13 protein-coding genes and 14 pseudogenes are annotated in these 20,358 nt (G+C 69.4%); all 27 read right to left on the bottom strand.

Going from position 1 to position 20,358, the window contains the following annotated elements; all coding sequences use genetic code 11:
• Window positions 1-1,567: 1,567 nt before the first annotated feature.
• Window positions 1,568-2,619, bottom strand: a 1,052-nt coding sequence (locus tag UK94_RS69925) for a MaoC/PaaZ C-terminal domain-containing protein (protein ID WP_268761710.1), incomplete at its 3' end; no start/stop codon positions are given.
• Window positions 2,619-3,758, bottom strand: coding sequence for an acyl-CoA dehydrogenase family protein (locus UK94_RS29505; RefSeq protein WP_041939146.1), 1,140 nt, complete (start codon window positions 3,756-3,758; stop codon window positions 2,619-2,621). The genes UK94_RS69925 and UK94_RS29505, both read right to left, overlap by 1 nt.
• The gene (locus UK94_RS69920; RefSeq protein ID WP_235490578.1) at window positions 3,755-4,012 is read right to left on the bottom strand and encodes an acyl-CoA dehydrogenase family protein; all 258 of its coding nucleotides are present in this window, start codon (window positions 4,010-4,012) and stop codon (window positions 3,755-3,757) included. Before UK94_RS69920 ends, UK94_RS29505 begins: the two co-directional genes overlap by 4 nt.
• Window positions 4,013-4,044: 32 nt before the next feature.
• Window positions 4,045-4,177: pseudogene (locus tag UK94_RS69915) on the bottom strand (acyl-CoA dehydrogenase); the annotation flags it as partial.
• A gap of 1 nt (window position 4,178) precedes the next feature.
• On the bottom strand, window positions 4,179-4,288 hold a 110-nt coding region (locus UK94_RS69910), incomplete at its 3' end, for a hypothetical protein (protein WP_268761712.1).
• 9 nt (window positions 4,289-4,297) lie between these two features.
• Window positions 4,298-4,716 (bottom strand): annotated as a pseudogene (locus tag UK94_RS69905) (acyl-CoA dehydrogenase family protein); the annotation flags it as partial.
• Window position 4,717: 1 nt separating this feature from the next.
• On the bottom strand, window positions 4,718-4,960 hold a 243-nt coding region (locus UK94_RS69900; RefSeq protein ID WP_235490556.1), incomplete at its 3' end, for an acyl-CoA dehydrogenase family protein.
• 38 nt (window positions 4,961-4,998) lie between these two features.
• Window positions 4,999-5,065 (bottom strand): annotated as a pseudogene (locus UK94_RS75430) (hypothetical protein); the annotation flags it as partial.
• 1 nt (window position 5,066) lies between these two features.
• A pseudogene (locus UK94_RS69895) lies at window positions 5,067-5,198 on the bottom strand (acetyl-CoA C-acetyltransferase); the annotation flags it as partial.
• A gap of 1 nt (window position 5,199) precedes the next feature.
• Window positions 5,200-5,955: pseudogene (locus UK94_RS29495) on the bottom strand (acetyl-CoA C-acyltransferase); the annotation flags it as partial.
• A gap of 1 nt (window position 5,956) precedes the next feature.
• Window positions 5,957-6,051 (bottom strand): hypothetical protein (locus UK94_RS69890; protein ID WP_313949613.1); only part of this gene is annotated, 95 nt, incomplete at its 3' end.
• A gap of 1 nt (window position 6,052) precedes the next feature.
• On the bottom strand, window positions 6,053-6,150 hold a 98-nt coding region (locus tag UK94_RS69885), incomplete at its 3' end, for a hypothetical protein (RefSeq protein WP_235490574.1).
• Between the two features lie 2,692 nt (window positions 6,151-8,842).
• A partial coding sequence (locus UK94_RS69880; RefSeq protein ID WP_235490553.1) for a flavin reductase family protein occupies window positions 8,843-9,088 on the bottom strand: 246 nt, incomplete at its 3' end.
• A gap of 1,165 nt (window positions 9,089-10,253) precedes the next feature.
• A pseudogene (locus UK94_RS69875) lies at window positions 10,254-10,357 on the bottom strand (hypothetical protein); the annotation flags it as partial.
• A 1-nt stretch (window position 10,358) separates the two neighbouring features.
• Window positions 10,359-10,522: pseudogene (locus UK94_RS69870) on the bottom strand (LLM class flavin-dependent oxidoreductase); the annotation flags it as partial.
• Window position 10,523: 1 nt separating this feature from the next.
• A pseudogene (locus UK94_RS69865) lies at window positions 10,524-10,679 on the bottom strand (LLM class flavin-dependent oxidoreductase); the annotation flags it as partial.
• 1 nt (window position 10,680) lies between these two features.
• Window positions 10,681-10,924: pseudogene (locus UK94_RS69860) on the bottom strand (LLM class flavin-dependent oxidoreductase); the annotation flags it as partial.
• Window positions 10,925-10,954: 30 nt separating this feature from the next.
• Window positions 10,955-11,200, bottom strand: a 246-nt coding sequence (locus UK94_RS69850) for an LLM class flavin-dependent oxidoreductase (RefSeq protein ID WP_235490552.1), incomplete at its 3' end; no start/stop codon positions are given.
• A 138-nt stretch (window positions 11,201-11,338) separates the two neighbouring features.
• Window positions 11,339-11,488, bottom strand: a pseudogene (locus UK94_RS69845) (SDR family oxidoreductase); the annotation flags it as partial.
• Window position 11,489: 1 nt separating this feature from the next.
• Window positions 11,490-12,140 (bottom strand): annotated as a pseudogene (locus tag UK94_RS29465) (mycofactocin-coupled SDR family oxidoreductase); the annotation flags it as partial.
• Window positions 12,141-12,891: 751 nt separating this feature from the next.
• Window positions 12,892-13,173, bottom strand: a 282-nt coding sequence (locus tag UK94_RS69840; RefSeq protein ID WP_235490550.1) for a helix-turn-helix domain-containing protein, incomplete at its 3' end; no start/stop codon positions are given.
• A gap of 188 nt (window positions 13,174-13,361) precedes the next feature.
• Window positions 13,362-13,445 (bottom strand): annotated as a pseudogene (locus UK94_RS75425) (hypothetical protein); the annotation flags it as partial.
• A gap of 1 nt (window position 13,446) precedes the next feature.
• A partial coding sequence (locus UK94_RS29455) for an LLM class F420-dependent oxidoreductase (RefSeq protein WP_235490548.1) occupies window positions 13,447-14,157 on the bottom strand: 711 nt, incomplete at its 3' end.
• 161 nt (window positions 14,158-14,318) lie between these two features.
• Entirely contained in the window at window positions 14,319-14,717 is a 399-nt protein-coding gene (locus UK94_RS29450; RefSeq protein WP_011603679.1) for an iron-sulfur cluster assembly protein, read from the bottom strand.
• 1,240 nt (window positions 14,718-15,957) lie between these two features.
• A pseudogene (locus UK94_RS29440) lies at window positions 15,958-16,570 on the bottom strand (mycofactocin-coupled SDR family oxidoreductase); the annotation flags it as partial.
• Window positions 16,571-16,599: 29 nt separating this feature from the next.
• Window positions 16,600-16,732: pseudogene (locus UK94_RS69830) on the bottom strand (SDR family mycofactocin-dependent oxidoreductase); the annotation flags it as partial.
• Between the two features lies 1 nt (window position 16,733).
• Window positions 16,734-16,794 (bottom strand): hypothetical protein (locus UK94_RS75420; protein WP_268761711.1); only part of this gene is annotated, 61 nt, incomplete at its 3' end.
• Between the last annotated feature and the right edge of the window lie 3,564 nt (window positions 16,795-20,358).

Below are 20,358 nucleotides of genomic sequence, written 5' to 3'. Positions count from 1 at the left end.
GCCGTCCGAGCGCGGGCAGGTGTGCAGCAGGCGCAGCGGGTACGACAGGGAACGGGACTGCTTGACCTCCTGCTCGGTGATCTCGCGGTGCAGGTGCGCGTACGGGTTGCGCAGCGCGTTGCCGAAGTTCTTCGTCGACACCCACGCCATGTGATCCTCGGTCAGGCCGAAGTACCTCATCTGTCGCGAGGCGACGAGCGCGATGCCGGTGATGACGTTGAGCTGGACGTCCTGCTCGTACACCGGATCGAAGATCGTGGTGAACACCGCCTGCGCGTCGGCCGTCTCCGAGGTGCGCTGCAGGCCGACGACGAGCACGGTCTCGTACAGGCCGGCCGAGATGAGCCGTGACGCCGCGAGTGGGCCGGAGCCTCCGGTGGCCCCGCCGGTGTGCACCCGGATCAGCGGCTTGCCGACCCCGCCGAACGCCTCGACGCACCAGCGATCCGGCTCGTACACGCCCTCGAACACCTCGGGCGCCGAGGCGAACACGACGGCGTCGATCTCGGTGAGCTCGGTGTCGGCGTCGGCCAGCGCGCGGCTGACCGCCTCGAAGATGAGTTCGGGTGTGCCGACGTCGACCCGTGACGTCTTGTAGCGGGTCTGGCCGAAGCCGAGGACCGCGGGCTGCTGCGGGCTCATGCGACCTCCACCAACGCGGCGTGCGCGTTCTCGTATCCGATGCCGCCCGCTGAGAGCACCAGCGCCGGGCCGGGCTCGCCGGCGGCGAGCGACTCGTGCACGGCGAGCAGGCCGGCGGCGTAGCCGAGGTCGGCCCACCGTTCGCTCTGGCGGGCCAGAATGTCGTGGGGCACCCCGACCGCGCGTGCGAGCTCGTCGTCGTCCACCGCGTGCAGGCCGGCGACCCGGGCGCGGCGCAGATCGGTCACGTCGCGGCCGGCGAGCTTGCACGCCGCGGTCGCGGCGGCGGTGACGGGCCCCAGCAGCGGCTCACCTGGACGCAGGTACGGGCCGTTCGCGGCGCCGAGGCCGATGACCGTGCCGCGGGTCCGCCNCTCGGGCGAGGGTGCGGTGAGGACCAGCGCGACGGCGACGTCGGCCGATTCGACGGCGGTCCGTTCGACGAGCGTCGGCCGCCCCAGATCGGACGACCGCCGCAGTGCGACGACGGCGTCCGGATGGGCGTTCAGCCCTCGGGTGAACACCGGTTCCAGGCCGAGTGCGGCCATGGCGTCCCGGTTCGCGTCGCTGAGCTTGCTCCAGGTGCAGACGATCACCGCCTGGGCCGCGTCCGCCGCCACCTCGGCCGCGGCCAGGGTGAGCGCCGCCAGGCTGTCGTTGCAGACGCGCATCTCGTTCTTGTGGAACGAGCCGGTCGATCNGGTGAGCGTCATGGTCGCGATCGCGCGGCCGTCGTAAAGGTCGGACGCCGCCATGAACGAGCCCGAGACGTCGCCGATGCCGAGTCCGGCGTCGCNCAGTGCGCCCGAGGTGACCGTATAGATCATCTCGTCGAGGGCCATCGGTATGTCGGGGCGCGGGGGCAGGCAGTAGCTACCAGCAATGTTCACCGATATCACGCGCTNACCTCACTTCTTCGGTGACNCCGATCGCGGGGCGATCCGTGACGTCGAGGGATGGATGGTCGAACGAGTCGCCGACGACGAGCGCGGTGCCGGTGAAGACGACCGCGCCGCGCTGGTTGGTGGTCGCGAGCTCGATGGTCACGAGGGCATCGGTCCCGGCGCCCTCGACGGCGATGATCGCCGCGGTGCCGGACAGCGAGTCGCCGGGGAACACCGGCGCGCGGAACCGCCCGCCGAACTCGCGTAGTCGCGTCACGCCGACGAGATCGGTCACGAGGCGGCCGGTGATCCCCATCGTGAGCATGCCGTGGGCGATGACCGACGGGTAGCCGGCGATTTCGATGGCATAGGGCTCGTCATGGTGCAGCGGGTTGTAGTCACCGGACGCGCCCGCGTACTGCACGATCACAGCTCGCGAGAGATCTGTCACCAGAGGCCGCTGGCAGATCTGGCCCGCGGGCAGCGCGGTACTGGCACCCCCTTCCGTGTCGCCGGCGGTGTCGCCGGCGGTGTCGCCGGCCGGCAGCCGACGGCCGGCGTCGCGGCCAGGCCGATCGGCCGGGGCCCGACGGCTCACGGCGCCGCCTTCCCCGACTCGGGCCTCCACCGCCACCGCGCGCAGCACCAGCTCGCCGGCCTCGTCGGCGAAGTCGGTGACGATCTCGCGGAACCGCAGCGTCCCGCTCCTGGCGCTGGTCCGCTCCCAGCTCTCGCCGGCTCGCTTCGCCGCACGCAGAGTCTCCCCGGCGACAACCGGTCGGACGTAGGTGTAGCGCTGCTCCGCGTGCAGGACAACCGGACTGTCCGCGACCTGCGTCGAGCCCGGGCGCTGCGATCCGACCCATGGCGTGTCCGGCCGGGGCCGCCATGGGTACCCCGGGATGAACTGCTGCAACGCCTCACCGAAGGTCGGCGGGGCCGGGACGCCGCCGAGGCCCGCGCGGGCCGCCGCCGCGGGATCGGTGTAGACCGGGTTGTCGTCACCGACCGCCCGGGCGAACAGCATGACGTGCACCGGGTCGATCGGGAAGACGATCGTCTCGTCCGTCGTCCCGCCCGGTGCCTCGCCCATCAGTGGCCACCCTCGGCGCCGAGGGCCCGTCGATGGGCCGACGGGAAGCCGAACTGCGCCCGGCCGCTGACAGCTCGACGCAGATACAGGTGGGCCGGGTGTTCCCAGGTGTAGCCGATGCCGCCGAGGGTCTGGATCAACGCGCCCGCCGCGTGGAAGAAGGCGTCGGAGGCGGCGGCCTTGGCGACATGCACCATCGTCGCGGCATCCGGGGATTCGTGTTCGAGGGCGCCCAGCGCGAAGACGGTCGCCGCCTTCGCCGCCTCGACGTCCATCAGCACGCTGGCGAGCTGATGCTTCACGGCCTGGAAGCTGCCGATGGGACGACCGAACTGGTGGCGTCGCTTCGCGTGGTCGACGGCCTGTTCCAGGCAGTGCTCGGCGCCGCCGATCTGCTCCGCCGCCAGGCACACCGGCGCGATCCGCCGCAGCCTCGCGAGCGCCCGGGAGCCGCCGTCGAGCGCGCCCAGCGGTCGGGCGGCCGCGGCGGTGAACCGGACCCGCGACAGGCGTCTCGTGAGATCCATGCCCGGCAGCCGTTCGACCAGCACGCCGGGTGCGTCCGGATGGGCGAGGAAGCAGCCGACCCCGTCGCGGGTCGACGCGAACACGACGAGCCGGTGCGCGCCGTGCGCCTCCCAGACATGGTCGGAGACCCCCGTCAGCCGGGGTGTCCCGTCGCCGTCGGCGGTCGCGGCGGTGGCGACCACGCCACCCATGTCGGGAAGGCCGTCCGGGCCGTCGTCGCGCAGTCCGGCGACGGTCGCCAGGACCTCACCCCGGCACAGCCCGGGCAGGATCTCCGCCCCGACGGCCACGTCGCCGCTGCCCACGATCGCCTGCGTGGCGAGAACCCCCGAGGAGAAGTACGGCCCGCTGTACAGCGCACGCCCCAGCTCCATCAGCGCGACGCCCAGCACCGGCAGCGGCGCGCCACCGCCGCCGAACCGCTCGGGTGCGGCGAGCCCCACAAGGTCGAGTTCGGTCGACAGCAGCTTCCACAGCGCCGGGTCGAAGTCCTCCTCGCCCGTGGCCAGGGCGAGCTGCGCCGGCCCGGAGCAGTGGCGGGAGAGCGCCGCGCGCAGCGTCTTCTGCAGCTGGATCTGGTCGTCGTCGAGGCTTGCCGACACGCCCGTCATCGCGGCTCCCTCGGCAGTCCCAGCATGCGCTCCGCGATGATGTTGCGTTGAATCTCGCTGGAGCCGGCGTAGATGGTCGCGGCGCGCGCCCGGAGGAAGTAGTCCGCCCAGGTACCCGCGGTGTTGGGGGTTCCGGCCTCGGCGGCGGGGAAGCTCACGCCGCGCAGCCCGTCGCTGCCGGCGGTGACCGCGTCCATGCCCAGCACGTCGAGGGCGAGTTCGGTCGTCTCCTGGATCCACTCGCTCCAGAACAGCTTGTGCAGCGACGACTCGGCGCCGATGTCCNGACCGGCGACCCAGCTGTCGACCGCGCGCAGCCCGAGGCACCGCAGCTCCTCCACCCGCTGTCGGCTCCGCCCGAGACGTTCGACGATGACCGGATCGGTGGGACCCTCGGGGTCGACCGCGATGCGGTGCAGNCGTTCCCAGTCCTTGCGGAAGCGAATGGCCAGGGTGGCCACCGCCTCGCCGCGTTCGAAACCGAGCAGGCTCATGGCGACGGGCCACCCGCCGTCGACCGGCCCGACCACGGCGTCGGNGGGACATTCCGCGTCGGTGAAGAAGACCTCGTTGAACTCGGCCTCGCCAGTAAGCGTCCGCAGCGGGCGCAGGTCGATGCCCGGCTGGTCGAGGGCGCACAGCAGCAGGCTGATCCCCCGGTGCGGCGGCACGGAGGAGTCGGTGCGACACAGGACGAAGATGTGCGTGGCCAGGTGCCCGTAGGAGGTCCAGATCTTCTGTCCGTTGATCATCCAGCGGCCCTCGACGAGCTCCGCGCGGGTGCGGATGCCGGCGAGATCGGACCCTGCCTCGGGCTCGGAGAAGCCCTGGCACCAGATGTCCTGTTGGCTGAGGATCCGCGGCAGGTAGTACCGGCGCTGTTCCTCGGTGCCCCAGCGCAGCAGCGTCGAACCGAGCATCTGCACCCCGAAGTTGTCGTTCAGGCCGCCCTGGGGCANGCCCGCCGTGGTGCACTCCTCGGCGAGGATGAGCTGTTCGCGCGGGCTCAGGCCGGATCCGCCGTACTCGATCGGCCAGCCCACCGCGAGCAGTCCGTTCTCGTGTAACAGCCTGCGCCAGCGTGTGCGGAACTCCTCCTGTTCGCGGTCGGACAGCGCGCCGATGCCGCTCCAGCCCGCGGGCAGGTTCTCGGCGAGCAGCGACCGCACGCGGGCTCGGAACATCTCGCCATCGCTGTCCACGTCGCGGTCCCCACCGGTCGGCGCGGCCCCGGCCGTGTTCACAGGCGCTCGATGACGGTGGCGTTGGCCTGGCCGCCGCCCTCGCACATCGACTGCAGCCCGAAGNGGGCCTGCCGGCGCTCGAGCTCGTGCAGCAGCGTGGTCATGATGCGCGCGCCACTGGCGCCGATGGGGTGCCCGAGCGCGATCGCGCCGCCGTTGACGTTGAGCCGCTCGGAGCCGACGCCGAGCTCACGCTNCCAGGCCAGGACGACCGAGGCGAACGCCTCGTTGATTTCGAACAGGTCGATGTCGTCGAGGGCGAGACCGGCGCGGCGCAGCACGTCGCGGGTGGCCGGGATCGGGGCGGTGAGCATGTAGACCGGGTCGTCGCCCCGCACCGACATCGCATGGACGCGGGCGCGCGGGCGCAGCCCGTACTGCTCGACCGCGCGCTCGGAGCAGATTAGCAGGGCCGCCGCACCGTCGCAGATCTGGCTCGACAGGGCCGCGGTGATCGATCCGCCCTCGGTCAGCGGGTTCAGCGTCGCCATCCGCTCCAGGGATGTGCTGGGCCGGGGACACTCGTCGCGCGACCCGGCGCCGAACGCCTCGATCTCGCGCTCGAACCAGCCGTGCTCGGTGGCGTGCACCGCGCGCTCATGACTCGCCAGGGCGAAGCGCTCCATCTCCTCGCGGGGGATCTCCCACCGCCGCGCGATGAGCTCGGCCGCCCGAAACTGGCTGACCTCCTGCGCGCCATACCGGCCCTGCCAGCCCCGACTGCCGGAGAACGGGTCCGGGTGCACGAGGTCCTGGCCGGCCGACCAGGCGATGTTCATGGGGACGACGCTCATCAACTGCACGCCGCCGGCGACGACGACATCCTGGGTGCCGCTCATGACGGCCTGCGCGGCGAAGTGCACCGCCTGCTGGGACGAACCGCACTGCCGGTCGATGGTCACGCCGGGCACGTTCTCGGGCAGCCCGGCGGCCAGCCACGCCAGCCGGGCGATNTCGCCGGCCTGGGGGCCGACCATGTCGGTGGCTCCGAGGATCACGTCGTCCACCACCACCGGATCGATGCCCGCGCGCTTGACCAGGGATGTCAGNACGTGCGCCGCGACGTCGACCGGGTGTTCGGCGCTGAGGCTGCCCCCGCGACGTCCGACCTGAGTACGAACCGCTTCGACGATGAAGGCTTCCGCCATGTCATACCTTCCGGCGTTCGGGCGCGGGCAGACCGCGCAGCGAGATCAACATTATCTACCAAACGATTGGTCGTCAACGGTGAACGGTGGCCCGCAGGTCGGGTCGACGATCGATCGCGGGATCAGTCGGGGCGGGTGGAGGGCTGTTCGAACCGTTCGGCGAGGAGGTCGAGCGCGCGCTCGACCGAGGTCCCGAGCGGCCCCGCGAGATCATCCGGACGGACATCCGTCGCATACAGCACGAGACACCGGTGGTTCCCGTCGGGGATGACATCCACGGTTCCCAGGTGCGACTCGACGTCGATGCCCCGGACGATCCGGTACTGCAGGCGCATGAGGGCGTCGTCGACGGTGATGATCTCCTCGGCGACCACCTCCCCGGACCGCAGGGTGCACGTGCGCGTCGATCCGGACATCTCGCAGGCCACGATGCTCGGGAACCATGCGGCGATCGCCCCGGGATCGCCGACCAGCGCCCACACCCGCTCGGCCGCGGCCTCGACCCAGACGTGCCGGCGACTGCTCGCCACGTCNCCCNCCCGCCCGTACCGCCGGTCGGCCGGCGGTACCGCCGGCCGCCCTCGCCCTGTTTCTCGCCCTGCCCCTCGTCCGCCAACGTTTCGTCATCAAGGCCCCTTCCGACCGTTTGGTTGCTAAACCGTAGGTCGTCGGGACCGGTTGGGTCAACGGGTCCCGCGAGCGGAGCTGGGTCGGTCCAGACAGGTACCCACCAATCGTTTGGTTTGGTACCCTTCCCCGGCGATCGTGAAAACCGACGAGGAGAATCGAGCCGCGATGACGGTGCACTCGACTATCGACCTTCTGCGCGAACACGCGGCCCGTTCCAGCCGTGGTACCGCCCTTCACGCCGACGGCCGCGCCCTCTCGTACGGCGACCTGGACGGGATGTCGAATCGCATCGGCCACGCGCTCGCGGTCACCGCCGGTGCCCGCGTGGCGTTCCTCGGGAAGAACAGCGCCCACTACTTCGCCGTTCTGGCCGCNTGCGGCAAGGTCGGCGCGGTCATCGTCCCGCTGAACTGGCGGCTGGCCTACCCCGAGCTGACCGCGATCGTCNCCGACGCCGACGCCGCGGTGATCGTGGTCGACGACGAGTTCGCCGAGGTCGCGCGGCGGCTCGAGGCCGATCCGGAGGTCACCCTCGTNGTCCGCACCATTGACACACGCACCGGAACGGGCAACTGGTACGACACCTTCCCCGCGACGGACCCGGGGTACCGCCCGCACCGGGACGACGTCGCCATCCAGATGTANACGTCCGGGACCACCGGCCAGCCGAAGGGCGTGATGTCCACGCACGGGGCCGTCCTGGACTCGCTGCGCATCCTGGCCGGCGTTGCCGGCATCGGGCGGGACGCGGTCAGCCTGTGCACGTTGCCCACCTTCCACATCGGCGGAACGTCCTGGACCCTGACCGGGTTGTGGGCCGGCTGCACGACCGTGCTCTTACGCGAGGTGGAGCCGACGGCGGTGCTCGACACGATCGCCGAACACCGCGTCACGAACATGATCGCGGTTCCGGCGGTCATCGCGCGCCTCGTCGACCTGCTGCGCAAGGGCGACGAGNGGACCCGGTCGCTGTCCCGTCTCTACTACGGCGGCGGCCCGATGACCGGCCCGGTGCTGGAACGGACGCTCGCGACCTTCGACTGCGAGCTTGTCCAGGGGTTCGGCATGACGGAGCTGCCGCTGATCACGGCGCTGCCGCCGGAGTGTCACGTTGCCGGGTCGCCGCTGCTGCGGTCCTGCGGTCGCCTCGTGCCCGAGACCGAGGCCCGGGTGGTCGACCCGGTCACGCTCGTCGAGGTGCCGGTCGGCGAGGTCGGCGAGTTGTGGGTACGGTCCGCCCGAGTGATGAGCGGTTACTGGGGCAAGGATCGCGAAACCGCCCTCGCGCTCGTGCCCGGGGGCTGGCTGNGCACCGGGGACGTCATGCACGTCGACCGGGACGGCTTCTACTTCCTGCACGACCGGATCAAGGATGTGATCATCAGTGGCGGGGAGAACGTCTACTCGGCGGAGGTCGAGAACGTCCTGATGGCCCATCCCGCGATCGCGGAGTGCGCGGTGATCGGCCTGCCGTCGGCGAAGTGGACCGAGACCGTCGCGGCCGTCGTCGTCCTGCGTCCCGGAGCCGTCGCCGACGAACGGTCCATCATCGAATTCTGCCGAACCCGGATCGCCCGCTACAAGTGCCCGACCTCGGTGGCCCTCACCGACGACCTCCCGCGCACGCCGGCTGGCAAGATCCAGAAGCACGAGCTGCGCGCCCGGTACGGGACGCCCGGCGCGCCGGAGACGGGCCCCGGCCACCGGTCGGTCGCCGGGACAAGCGCGGGAGGGACGGCAGGGAGGTGAACGCCCGAAGAGCCCGGGCGAGCACCTCCCCGCCGTTCCTCACCGCGCCCGCCCGGGCCGGGGATTCTCAGACGCGTTCCAACGTGTGGAAGGTCCCCCGATGGAAGATCAGCGGCGCCCGGGACTCGTCCGACTCGAGGCCCATGACGAGGCCGACGGCGATCGTGTGATCCCCGCCATCGTGCTCGCCCACCAGGTCGCAGTCGATCCAGGCGCTCGCGCCGGCGATGATCGGCGACCCTCGATCGCTGAGACGCCAGTCGACGCCGCGAAACTTCTCGCCGCCGCTCACGGCGNATGCCTGGCAGAGATNGGCCTGCTCCTGCGCGAGGATATTGACGCAGAACAAGCCGGTCTGACGGATCTTCGGCCATGTGGTCGACCCTCGAGCGGGCAGGACAAGGATCATGGGAGGATCGAGGGACAGCGAGTGGAAGGACTGGCAGGCAAAGCCGACCGGTACCCCGTCGCTGACCGCGGTCACGACTGTGACGCCGGATGGGTAGTGCCCCAGCACCCGTCGCAGGGTCGCGGGGTGAGGACCCGCCGCATCAACCATCGACCCGTCTCCTCTTCATCGAGGAGAACCCGTCTCGGCTCGTCCTCGGTGCTCGGCCGCGATCTCGGCGAAGCGTTCCAGCTCGCCGACGATGTCCTTGCCACCCNGCTGGTAGGTCACCTCCGTGACCCCGGCCGCGCACAACTCCTCGATGTGCCGGCTTATGTCGTCCGCTGTTCCCACCCACGTCGACGCCGCGGCCATGTGGCGGGGGACGATGTCCCGGTCGATGTCGTTGACCACGACGCCATGGCCCGCGTGCAGGGCGAGATGCCGGGTGTCGGCAGGTAGCCGCGCCACCACGTCCAGCCATCGCTCGCCTTCCGGCAGGGACCTGACCGCCTCCTGGCCCTGCCATTCGTACGTCGCGTGGTAGCCGAGCGCGGCGATGGCTCCGACCGCGTCGAAGACACGGTCCGAGTCAACCGACTCNCCATCCTGGAGGACCGTGCCGAAGACCAGGCGCATGACCCAGTCGAACTCCCGGGGAGCCGTGTGCACGAACGTCGTGACCCCGNCGCCGTGGCGCCTCGCCACGGCCAGGCCGCGCGGGCCCTCGGCCCCGACGAGAAGGGGCACGTCGATCGGCCGGGCGGGGCCCCATCCCGTGGGATGGAGCATCCGCAGGGCCTTGCCCTCCCATTCGACCTCTTCGCCGCGCACCAGGCCACGAAGAGCGACGATGTACTGTTCCACCTCGGCCCAACGAGCTGGCTTCTGACCGAGCAGCCACCGCGCGCTGGCACCGNCTCCGACCCCGATCGACACCCGACCGGGAGCCAACGACTCCAGCGTCGCGATCGCCGAGGCGGTTACCAGGGGATGACGCAGGCCCGGACTGACCACCGCCGTCCCGAGTCCTATCCGGGAGGTACGGGTGGCGGCGACCGCGAGCGTTGCCCACGGATCGAGGTACACCGCGGGCGAGTCGTATACCCAGGCCCGGTCGTATCCCAGGCTCTCCGCCGCAACAATGTCGTCGGGCGTCTGCTCGGCAGGCCCGAACGCGCAGGATATCTTCATGGGGCACTCCCACCGGCTTCCACCGGCCTCAGGCCGGTAACGACACCTTCGGGGCGACTTCCCGGCTCAGCAACTCGATCGAGTGATTCCATGGCTCCGGGTTGTCGATGTAGTCGTAGCCGTACATCATGATCGNCCCCCNCCCGCCGGTCGCGGCAAAGGCCTCTTCGAGCTTCTCGACCGCGGTCTCCGGCGAACCGACGATCCAGACGTTGTCGGCCAGGTAGTCGAGATCGACGTCATCCGNGCTCATGCCCGGATTCTTGATCATCGTCTCCAGGATGCCGTAGTTGTGGTAGCGCGGTAGCACGTACTCCTGCCAGGCCTTGCCCATGCCGCCCTCGATCGCCCACCTGCGCGCCTCCTTGTCCGTGTCCGCGATAAAGACGTCGCGAACCACGTGGTGCACCGNGCGGTCGACGGTCCGGCCCTTCTCCTGGGCCGCCGTGGAATAGGTCTCCCAATGGTTGCGCAGGAAGTCGTCACCCGAGTAGATGGAGAGCGGTAAGTAGCCGTTCTGCCCGGCGAAACGCAGCGACGGGGAGTTCGGGCTGAGACCTGTCAGGCCNATCTCGATCGTTCCGTTGTACAGGCCGACGTCCCGGAGGGGATGCCCCTCCGGTGCCTCCGGATAACCGGCCCGCCAGTAGTCGCCCTCGAACTGGAACGGCTCCTTGCGCCAGACCCTCCGCATGATCTCGAGGGACTCGGTCACCATCCTGTGGTTCTCGGTCAGGTCCTTGAGCCCCCGCAGTGCGGCGTCCTCGGGAAAGGCGCCGGCACCGATGCCGAGAATGTAACGACCCTGGGTGANCTGCGTCAGGTAGGCGATCTGGACCGCCNGCGTCGCCGGGTGGTGGTACGGCAGGAGATATGTGCTCCCGGTGCCAGTCTGATCTGTTCGGTCTGCAGCGCCGCCGCCGCGATCACGAGCTCCGGATTGGGGATCGACTCCCACGCCTGGGTGGCGTGCTCGCCGATCCAGTACTCCGAGAGCCCGGCCTGATCGCAGACCACGGCCTGCTCGACGGCCCACGTGAAGGTCTCACGCGCCGACCGGGTCGGCGGCATGAAGGGTGTCTGAAACATCGCTGCGTGCATGATTCACTCCCCAGACTGACTTGGCTGTGGACGGAACGGTGGGGCGGACGGGACACCCTCCGGCGTTCCGGGGACAATAGGCCGCCGGGGGTGGCGGACAAATGTCGGTGCGCCCCCTTCGGCCCGTTATACCTTCTGCAGGAAACCGCCGTCCACCGGGATCATGGCTCCGGTCACGTAACGTGATTCGTCGCTCGCCAGATAGAGCACGGCGTTGGAGACGTCGACCGGTTCCACCCATGGAATTCTCATGGGGTTCAAGGTCTGGAAGATCTCNCCAAACCGCTCCCGTGTTGGGTTCGCCGGATCGAACAACCGGTATGTGGCGTCATTCATAATCATCTTGGTGTCGACCGAGTTCGGATGGACCGTGTTGACGCGGATGCCGTGCGATGAGATCTCGTTGACGAGGGTCCGCATCAGGCCGATGACGCCGTGCTTGGCCGCGGTGTAATGGGCGAAGTTGGCGAAGCCCACCAGACCGGCGGCCGAGCTGATCAGGACGATCGAACCTCCTCGACCCGACTCAATCATGGAGGGCAGAACGGCCCTCACGGTGCGGAAGACGCCCGTGAGGTTGACGGCCAACATGTCGTCCCACATCTCGTCGGTGATCTCACTGAAGGGCGCCATGCTGAAGATTCCCGCATTCGCGCACACCACGTCGATCGGACCGAGCTCGCTGATGGCCTGCTCTACCACCGCATCGAGTTCGCCGGACTTGCGGACGTCGGCCTGCCGTCCGACGACACGCCGATCGAGGGCTTCGATCTCCTTGATCGTCTCCGCGAGGTCGTCGGCGGTTGCCATGTCATAGGGAACCGAGCCGATCTGGCCACACAGGTCGACGGCAATAATGTCCGCGCCCTCTTCGGCTAGCCGTAACGCATGGGCGCGCCCCTGTCCGCGGGCCGCACCGGTCACGAACNCGACTTTTCCGTCCATCCGTCCCATTCAACGCTCCTTCGTTGATTTCACGGCTGGCAGAATAGGGGCGGTGGTCAACCGGACGCCCAGGATTCCGATGCCCACAATAAAAGCAACGACCGCCAACCAACTGTTTGGTGCCATCACGTTAGGCGTCGGCGGTAGACCTGTCAACGGGGGAATCGCGGGGGAATTCTGCGCCGAACCGTGCACTCTCCGCCGGCCCGCCGGGGCCGCCGTGCGCGCAGGATAGCTGACTCGGCACGGGAGGTGTGGGGGCGAGGTCGTCGAAGTTGCACCCACGGACTTCGTGCGACCTGGTTCGTGCGGCTTACGTCCGTGCGGCCTACGTCCGTGCGGCCTACGTACTACTGTCCTTCGTGCGATGCCGCCTGCGCGGTCAGCGCCTTGGCGGGCTGCGCGATCCCCAGGACGGTCGCCATCGCGAGCTGCGCGTAGCTGCGCGCGACCTCGTCGGGGGAGTCGTCGCCGTCGCTGCGGTACCAGTCGGCCACCCAGTTCGTGCCGCCGATGACGAAGGAGGACACGTAACGCTGATTGACCGTGCTCTCGATNCCCAGAGTCTCGTACGCCTTCGTGATCAGGCCACGTAGGTAGTGGTCGTACTGTCGGCGGCGTTCGACCAGCTTCTTCCGCCGCTCACCGGTGAGATTGCGCCAGTCCCGGAAATAGAGCGTCTGTAGTTCGAGGTTCTGCAACGTGTTCGAGACGCTGCGCTCGAGATAGGACCNCAGCCGCTCGACCGCGTCGACCTCGAGGGCGTCGAGCTCGGTCATCAACCGCTCGGCGTCGACATGGGCGTTGTCGAAGATCTGGAAGAGCAGGTCTTCCTTCGAGTCGATGTAGTGATAAAGACTGCCCTTGAGTACGCCGACTGCGTCCGCGACGTCCTGGATGCTGGCGGCGGCATAGCCCTTGCGCGCGAAGATCTCGAGGGCGGCCTGCAGGATCTCCGCTTCACGATTGCGGCGATCCGTGGGCTGGCCGGTGGCCTTCTCGCGCCTGGACTTCATCACACCCCGTAACCGACCGATTGTTTGGCCGAGGTTACCCCTTCCTCGATGCAGCGGGCAAATCAGAACCGCCGTCACGATGAGGTGTGCCCGCCCTCACATGCGGCTGAACCGCCGACCGAGGCAGTGCCGTGATCGGCGTCATGTGAGGCCGGCCGTCTTCGCAATGAGGCGAAGGGCGTCGAGCNTCTGGTCCCGGGGCGCCGTCTGCAGCAGGAACACGCAGGCGTCCACGCCCATCGCCTCGTACGCGGCGATCCGGTCGGCGTCGGNCGCCATCCCGAACAGGTACACCGGGATGTGCCCGCGGCCCCGTTCGGCCGACCGGGTCCGCAGCTCTGCGATGCGGTCCGCCAGGTCCGGCATCGGCGGCCACCCCGGGTTCGGCGCCCAGATGTCGGCGTACTCGAGTACCCGGTCGATCACCGTCGGCCCCATCCCGCCGAGCACGATCGGCGGGTGCGGGGTCTGTGCGGGCCGGGGTCGCACCGTCGTCGGGGCGATCCTGACCAGCTCGCCGTCGAAGCTCGCCACGTCGTCGCTCCACAGCGCCTTCATGGCCTGGACACGCTCGCCGACCAGGCGGGTGCGGAGGCGCGGCTCGGTGCCGTGCTGGCGCATCTCCTCGACGTTCCAGCCCGCGCCGACCCCGAACAGGAACCGTCCCCCGCTCAGCTGGTCGAGGCTCGCGACGGACTTGGCGGTGTGGATGGGATCGCGCTGGCCCAACAGGCACATCCCGGTGCCGATGCGCAGCGTGTTCGTCGCGTGCGCCGCGATGGTGAGGGCCACGAACGGGTCGTAGGTGCGCAGGTACTCGGGCGGTAGTTCGCCTCCCCCGGGGTACGGCGTCTCGCGGCTCGCGGGGATGTTCGAGTGCTCGGTCAGGAACAGGTGGTCGAAGCCGTGGCCCTCGACCGCGACGGCGAGGTCGTCGGGACGGATGCCCTCGTCGGTCGAGAAGGTGACGATCCCGAACTGCACGACTGTTCTCCTTCACGGACGGCCGCGGAGGGAACGCGACCAGGGTCGGAAAGCGATCGAGACTGCGGTCGCCGGACAGCTCGACGCGGTGTCTGGTGTGCCCGCGGCATCGTGCGGAATCGACGGCGACGACGACCGTCGAAGACCAGCCGGCTGACCGCTCAGCGGGCGGGGAACCCGCGCGACCGGAGCGTCGTTCTGCGCCGCGTCTGTGCCGCCTCGCTGATCAGCGCGGGGGTCCAGTCCAGACCGTGGTCCATGCTGACCACGATCGACGTGACCCCCGTGACCTCGGTCAGGCGACGTTTGATCTCGACGCTGAAGTAGCCGACGTTGTGGCACAGTGGCGCGGTGAGCCGCATGGCGACCCGGACGCGTCCGTCCGGCTCGACCTCGACGGTATCGATCAGGCCCATCTCCTCGATGCCCATCGGGGTCCCCGACGCCACGCTGCACGGGTCGCCGATGGTGTTGAGGACCTCGCGGATCCGGTCGGCCAGGCCGGGCTCGGAGGTGGGCGGGGTGGTGGGTGCGGGCACGGACAGCGGGATCTCAGGCAACGCAAGTCCCTTCGGGCAGCGGGGTGGTTACGGCGTCCTTCAGCGGCGTCGTGGAGTAGGGGATCGGTAGCGGCGCGCCCTGGGCGAGATCGAACTCGTCGCCCTTGATGNCGGCGGCCAGCGCGTCGACGTCCCAACCGTGCAGCCGCGCGATGTTGCCGCTGAGGATCGCCTTCTTGTGCTCGCGGGTAAGCTGTGGGACCGGGAAGAAGATCCCGTGTCGCGCCATCTGCTCTTCGGTGAACTGGAAGTCGACGAACGCTTCCAGGCCGGGTCGCGGGTGCGAGTTCATCGCGCCGCTGGCNCAGTAGATACGATTCAGAGCGTCCTCACCCGCGACCCCGAGCAGCCCGGCGAGCAACTCGCCGAACACACTCGGACGCATGGTCAGGACGAGGTTCATCGTCTCGAGGTTGACCCAGATGTTCGGGAACCGCGCGAGCAGCCAGGCTGTTTCCTCGACGAACGACAGTCCGCCGTGGACGATGGAGAAGTTGAGGTCGGGGAATGCGGCGGCTGCGCCCTCGACGTCGATCGGGCTGAACGCGTCACCGCCGGACGGCGACGGGCCCATCGGTAGCGACTTGTGTGTCGCGACGCAGGTCAGACCGAGCTCGCGGGCCTTCTCGTAGAGCGGGAATCCGATCGTGGGGTCGTCCATGCGCCACGGGGTGACGTCGCCCTCGTGATAGCTGACCGGGTACAGCTTCAGTCCGACGGGGTTGTCCAGCAGCTCGACCTGGCGCTCCATCTCGCCGAGCGGGTCGGGACGCAGCGGGTCGATGGCGATGTAGGAGCCGATGAACCGGTTGGGCCAACGCCGCGTCNCCGCTACGGCCTTGTCGACGCTGGAGTAGCCGTCCTTGAAGAAGAAGATCGGGACGGGGTGGAACACCGCCACGTCGGTGTGGNACTCCCGGAAGAGGATGTCCGCGGTCTCCTCGACCNTCCAGTCACGCAGCGTCGCCTCGGCATCGAGGTCGTAGCCGGCGGGCTGTCCCGCGAAGAAACTGGCCTGCAGCCGGCGCAGCGCGTCGGCGTACTCGGGCGAGGCCATGTTGGCCTCGCTCATGTCGAACGTGTGCGCGACGCCGTCGATGACGAAAAACTCGTCCTGCATTTTGGNTTCCCTTCGAAAAATCGGCCNCATGTTACCAACCAACCGTTTGGATTAAAAGTATCCGCATGCCAGTTGAGGGTCAAGGATCCAGGTATGCGTCCGATCTCGGAGAATCCGAGGTCAGGTGATCAGGGCTCCGGCGTCGACCGGCAGCGCGACGCCGGTGATGTAGCGCGCCTCGTCCGAGGCCAGGAACAACAGTGCGTTACTGACATCCCGGGCCTCGACCCACGGAAGGGGCAGGGCGTTCATGGCCTGCGAGGCCGGCGCGAAGTCCTCGCGGGTCGGGTGCGACAGGTCGGGCCGGAACAGCCGGTAGGTCGAGTCATTCATGATCATCGGAGTGTCCACCTGGGTGGGATGCAGGCTGTTCACCCGGATGTTGTGTGGCGCCAGCTCGAGCGCGAGCGCGCGCATCAGGCCCACCACGCCGTGCTTCGCCGAGACGTAGTGCGCGACGTTCGCATACGGCTGCAGCCCCGCCGCCGAGCTCGTCAGGACGATCGCCCCGCCGTGGCCCGCCGCAACCAGGTGCGGGATGGCCGCCCTGCACGTGCGCCACACGCCGCTGAGGTTGATGTCGAGCATCGTGGTCCACACGTCGTCGGGGATGTCCTGCGCGGGATGCGGTGCCGAGCTGATCCCGGCGTTCGCCGCGACGATGTCGAGCCGGCCGAACCGGTCGAGTCCCCGAGCGAGCGCGGCCGACACCGCCTCCTGGTCGCGCACGTCGNCCTCGACCGCGACGATGCGTCGGTCCANCCNCTCGACCTGCTTCACCGTCTCGGCGAGGTCCTCCGGGGACGGCCCGTCGTAGGGCACACCCTGAATCGACCGGCAGATGTCCATGGCGATGATGTCCGCGCCCTCCTCGGCCAACCGGACGGCGTGGCTGNGTCCCTGCCCTCGTGCGGCGCCGGTGATGAAGGCGACCTTGCCTGCTACCCGTCCCGTCATGTGACTGCGGTTCTCCGTTCCCACTCGTCTGTTCCATTCGCTGACCATCCCCGGCACCCGGCCGGTGGCTGCGCGGTCGGCGAGGTCAGGGTCCGGCCCGGTTCGCGCCCGCGTCCTGCGTCACGTTCGTGGGACGGCGGTCCGACCCGTCGGTGTCGTCGGCTCCGTCGAGGACGGGTGGTGCGTCGAGGACGGGTGGTGCGTCATGGGGCGCCGTCGTGGCCGCGGCTGCCATCTCGTCCGGCGACGCCGTCCCCCTGCGGCCGGGCCTCCTGCGCCGAAGGGCTCCGGCGTAGACACCGAGCCCGACGCCCACGATCAACGCCGCACCGTCGAAGAGCTCGCTGACCCACGGGGCGGCCCCCCACAGGGTCAGCCCGTTGACGCTGATGGCGAGAAAGAACACCGCGGTGATCGTGCCCCACACGTTGTACCGACCGGGCTGGATCGACGTCGCGCCGAGAAACGCCGCAGCGATGGCCGGCAGCGTGTAGTTCGAGCCGAGCTGTGGGCTGCCGGCGCCAACGGCCGCGACGAGCAGAACGCCGGCGCCGCCCGCGATGCCGCCGGCGAGCACGAGAGAGCCGAACGTCTGCCGGGAGACGCCGATGCCCACCAACAACGCCNCCCGGGGGTTCGATCCGATCGCGTAGAGGTTCTTACCCGTCGGCGTCTTCTCCAGCAGATACCACGCGACGAGGGCGATGCCGAGGAGGAAGTAGAAGAGTGTGGGGACGCTGAGCCATTTCCCCGGGCCGAGCCTGAGGAGCCCGGGGCTCACGCCCGTGGTGATCGAGACTCCGCCGGAGTACGCGAGGACGGCCGCCCCGATCACGCTGGACATCCCCAGCGTGGCGATGATCGAGTTGATGCCCACCGAGGCGACGAGGATCGCGTTGATCGTGCCGATGACGAGGCCGACGACGATGGCGGCGAGGATCGCGGGGAACAGCGGCCAGCCGGACTTCGACATCAGGCCCGCGCACAGAACGGAGGTCAGGCCGGCATTCGGCCAGGCCCGCGCACAGAACGGAGGTCAGGCCGGCATTCGGCCCGACCGAGAGATCGATCTGACCGGCGACCAGCGGAATCACGGTCGCGATGGCCAGGATCCCGAGGATTGACTGGTCGGTGAGGATGTTCCTGAGGTTGGCGACGGTGTCGAACTGGGGGGTCGCGGAGTTCACGCTGAAGAAGACGATGACCGCGACGAGCAGGGCCACGAGGCCGTACCGCTCGAAGAACTCGGTAATCCGTAACTGCGCCTTCATCGGGTCGCCCTCTGCTTCTCGAGCACGGATTCCAGCAGGTCATGGCTGGTCATCCCGTGTGGGTGTTCGTCGGCGATGCGGCCGTCGCACAGCACGAGGACCCGGTGGCTGATCCTGGTGAGCTCCTCGAACTCGGAGCTCACCAGGATCACGGCGGTGCCGGCACGGCTCGCCTCGGACACGAGGCCCAGGACGGTCTCGCGGGATCCGACGTCGATGCCCTGTGTGGGTTCGTCGAGCAGGAGCACCGTGGGTGAGGTGCGCAACCACCGGCCGAGCACGACCTTCTGCTGATTGCCGCCGGACAGGGCATTGATGGGCAGGTGAACGCTGCTCGTCCGGACCGCATAGGTGGAGACATCCCGCGCCACGTCCCGCAGCAGCAGGCCGGTGNGCAGCCGCAGTTTGGCGAAATAGCGTCCCGACTGGCCGGCGGTCATGTTCGTCGCGACACTTTCCTGCGGAAAGATGCCCGCCGCGATACGGTCCTCGGGAACGAACGCGACGCCCCGGCGGGTCATCGCAGAGGTCGACGGCGATTGGACGGCAGTGCCGCGCACGACCAGGTCACCGCGCTCGATCCGGCGCGCGCCGTAGATCATCTCCATCAGCTCGGTCCGTCCGCTGCCGAGCAGGCCGGCGATGCCGACGATCTCGCCCGGACGCAGCGTCAGGCTGACATCGCGCAGCGGGCCACCCGCGACATGACGCAGCTCGAGCACGGGCGCCGCCGACGCGTCGGCCGGCCCGGCGGCCGTGACCGTGCGCTCGAGCTTGCCGCCCAGGATCAGCTCAACCAGTCGCGCCTCGGACAGGTCGGCCGCATCGAGGGTGCCGACGTGTCGGCCATCCCGGATGCAGGTGACCCGATCGGCCGCCCGCCGCACCTCGTCCAGGCGGTGGGTGACGAGCACGACGCTGTGCCCGGCCTCGGCGAGCCGGCGCAGGGTGCGCAGGAGCTCGCTCGCCTCCTCGGCCGGCAGCGCGGCCGTGGGCTCGTCGAGGACGAGGATGGCCCGGCCGGACTCGTCGACGTCCTGCAGGGCGCGGGCGATGGCGAGCAGGGCGCGCTGCGGTGTGGACAGCGACGCCGCAGTCACCCGCGGGTCGACGTCCAGATCGAACCGGCGCAGCACCTCGGCCGCCCGTCGCCGCGAGCGTCGCGAGCGGATGGTGCCCAACGGCCCCCGGACGAAGTGACCGCCGAGCCCGAGATTGTCGCCGACGCTGAGCACGGGCACGACGCCCAGGTCCTGGTGGACGAAGCGGAAGCCGGCCCGGGCGGACTCCGCCGGCGTGTGCCGGGTGAGGTCCCACGTCGACCCGTCCGTCGTCAGCTCGCCGGCGTCGGCCTCGAGCACTCCGGCGAGAATCTTGATCAGGGTCGACTTGCCCGAGCCGTTGCCGCCCACCAGGGCATGGATCTCTCCCCACGCGAGCTCGAGCCGCACCCCGTCCAGCGCCTGGGTGCTGCCGAAGCTCTTCGACAGCCCCCGGACGACGATCGCGGTCCGGGCGTCGTCAGCAGGCATCGCCGACATCAGCGCGTGACTCCCCAGGACTTCTCGTACGCCGCCGGGACGTCGAAGCCCGGCGCGAAGTCCTTGCCTGCCGTGGGAAGGTCCTGCGCTCCGTCCACGATCTCGAACCCGAGGCCTTCATCCCGGGCGGGCGTCTTGTTGAAGTAGCTGTTCAGCGTGTCGACGGCCGCGAAGGACCACCATTGCAGCGGCCACGAGTTCACGGCCGTCAGACCCTGGTGCGACCGCAGCGCGTCGTAGTCGGCGGCGACGCCGAATCCGCCGATCATCTGCATCTTGCCGGTGAGCCCGGACTGGGTCACACCCTGCGTGATGCCGAGGGTCGGGTTGGTCGCGCCGTTGGCGGCCACCGCGTCCGGGTTCTGCAGGAAGGCGGCCTTGACCTTCGAGGTCAGGGCCNGCCCGAAGTCCGCGGCGAGCCAGGGGACCTCGACCCGCTTGCACGCCGGGCAGCCTGTCTTGATCTTCTGCGAGAAGCCCTGCTCAAGCAGCTTCAGCGTGGTGTACTCGTTGTTCGAGAAGTCGATGATCTTGCCTCGGCAGTCGGCCTTCGTGATAGCCCACTGCGCGGACGCCGCGCCGTAGGCACGCACCGCCGCGGCGAAGTCCTGGTAGCGGTCACCGAAGCTGATATGGGTCGTGAAGATCGGCTTCTCGGTCTGGGTCGACGGGTCGTCGTTGAGATCCCAGCCCTGGACCGAGATGATGGGAACGCCGGCCGCNGTCGCGTCCTTGGCGGCCTGCGTCACCAG

The organism is Frankia sp. AvcI1 (assembly GCF_001420875.1).
Taxonomy (GTDB): domain Bacteria; phylum Actinomycetota; class Actinomycetes; order Frankiales; family Frankiaceae; genus Frankia; species Frankia alni.
Note: the sequence above shows the minus strand (reverse complement) of the source record. Positions and strands in the feature narration are given on the sequence as shown.

Coding starts and splice junctions, on each gene's coding strand:
- UK94_RS29505 (WP_041939146.1), bottom strand. CDS start 3,758: ATGACGGGCGTGTCGGCAAGCCTCGACGACGACCAGATCCAGCTGCAG.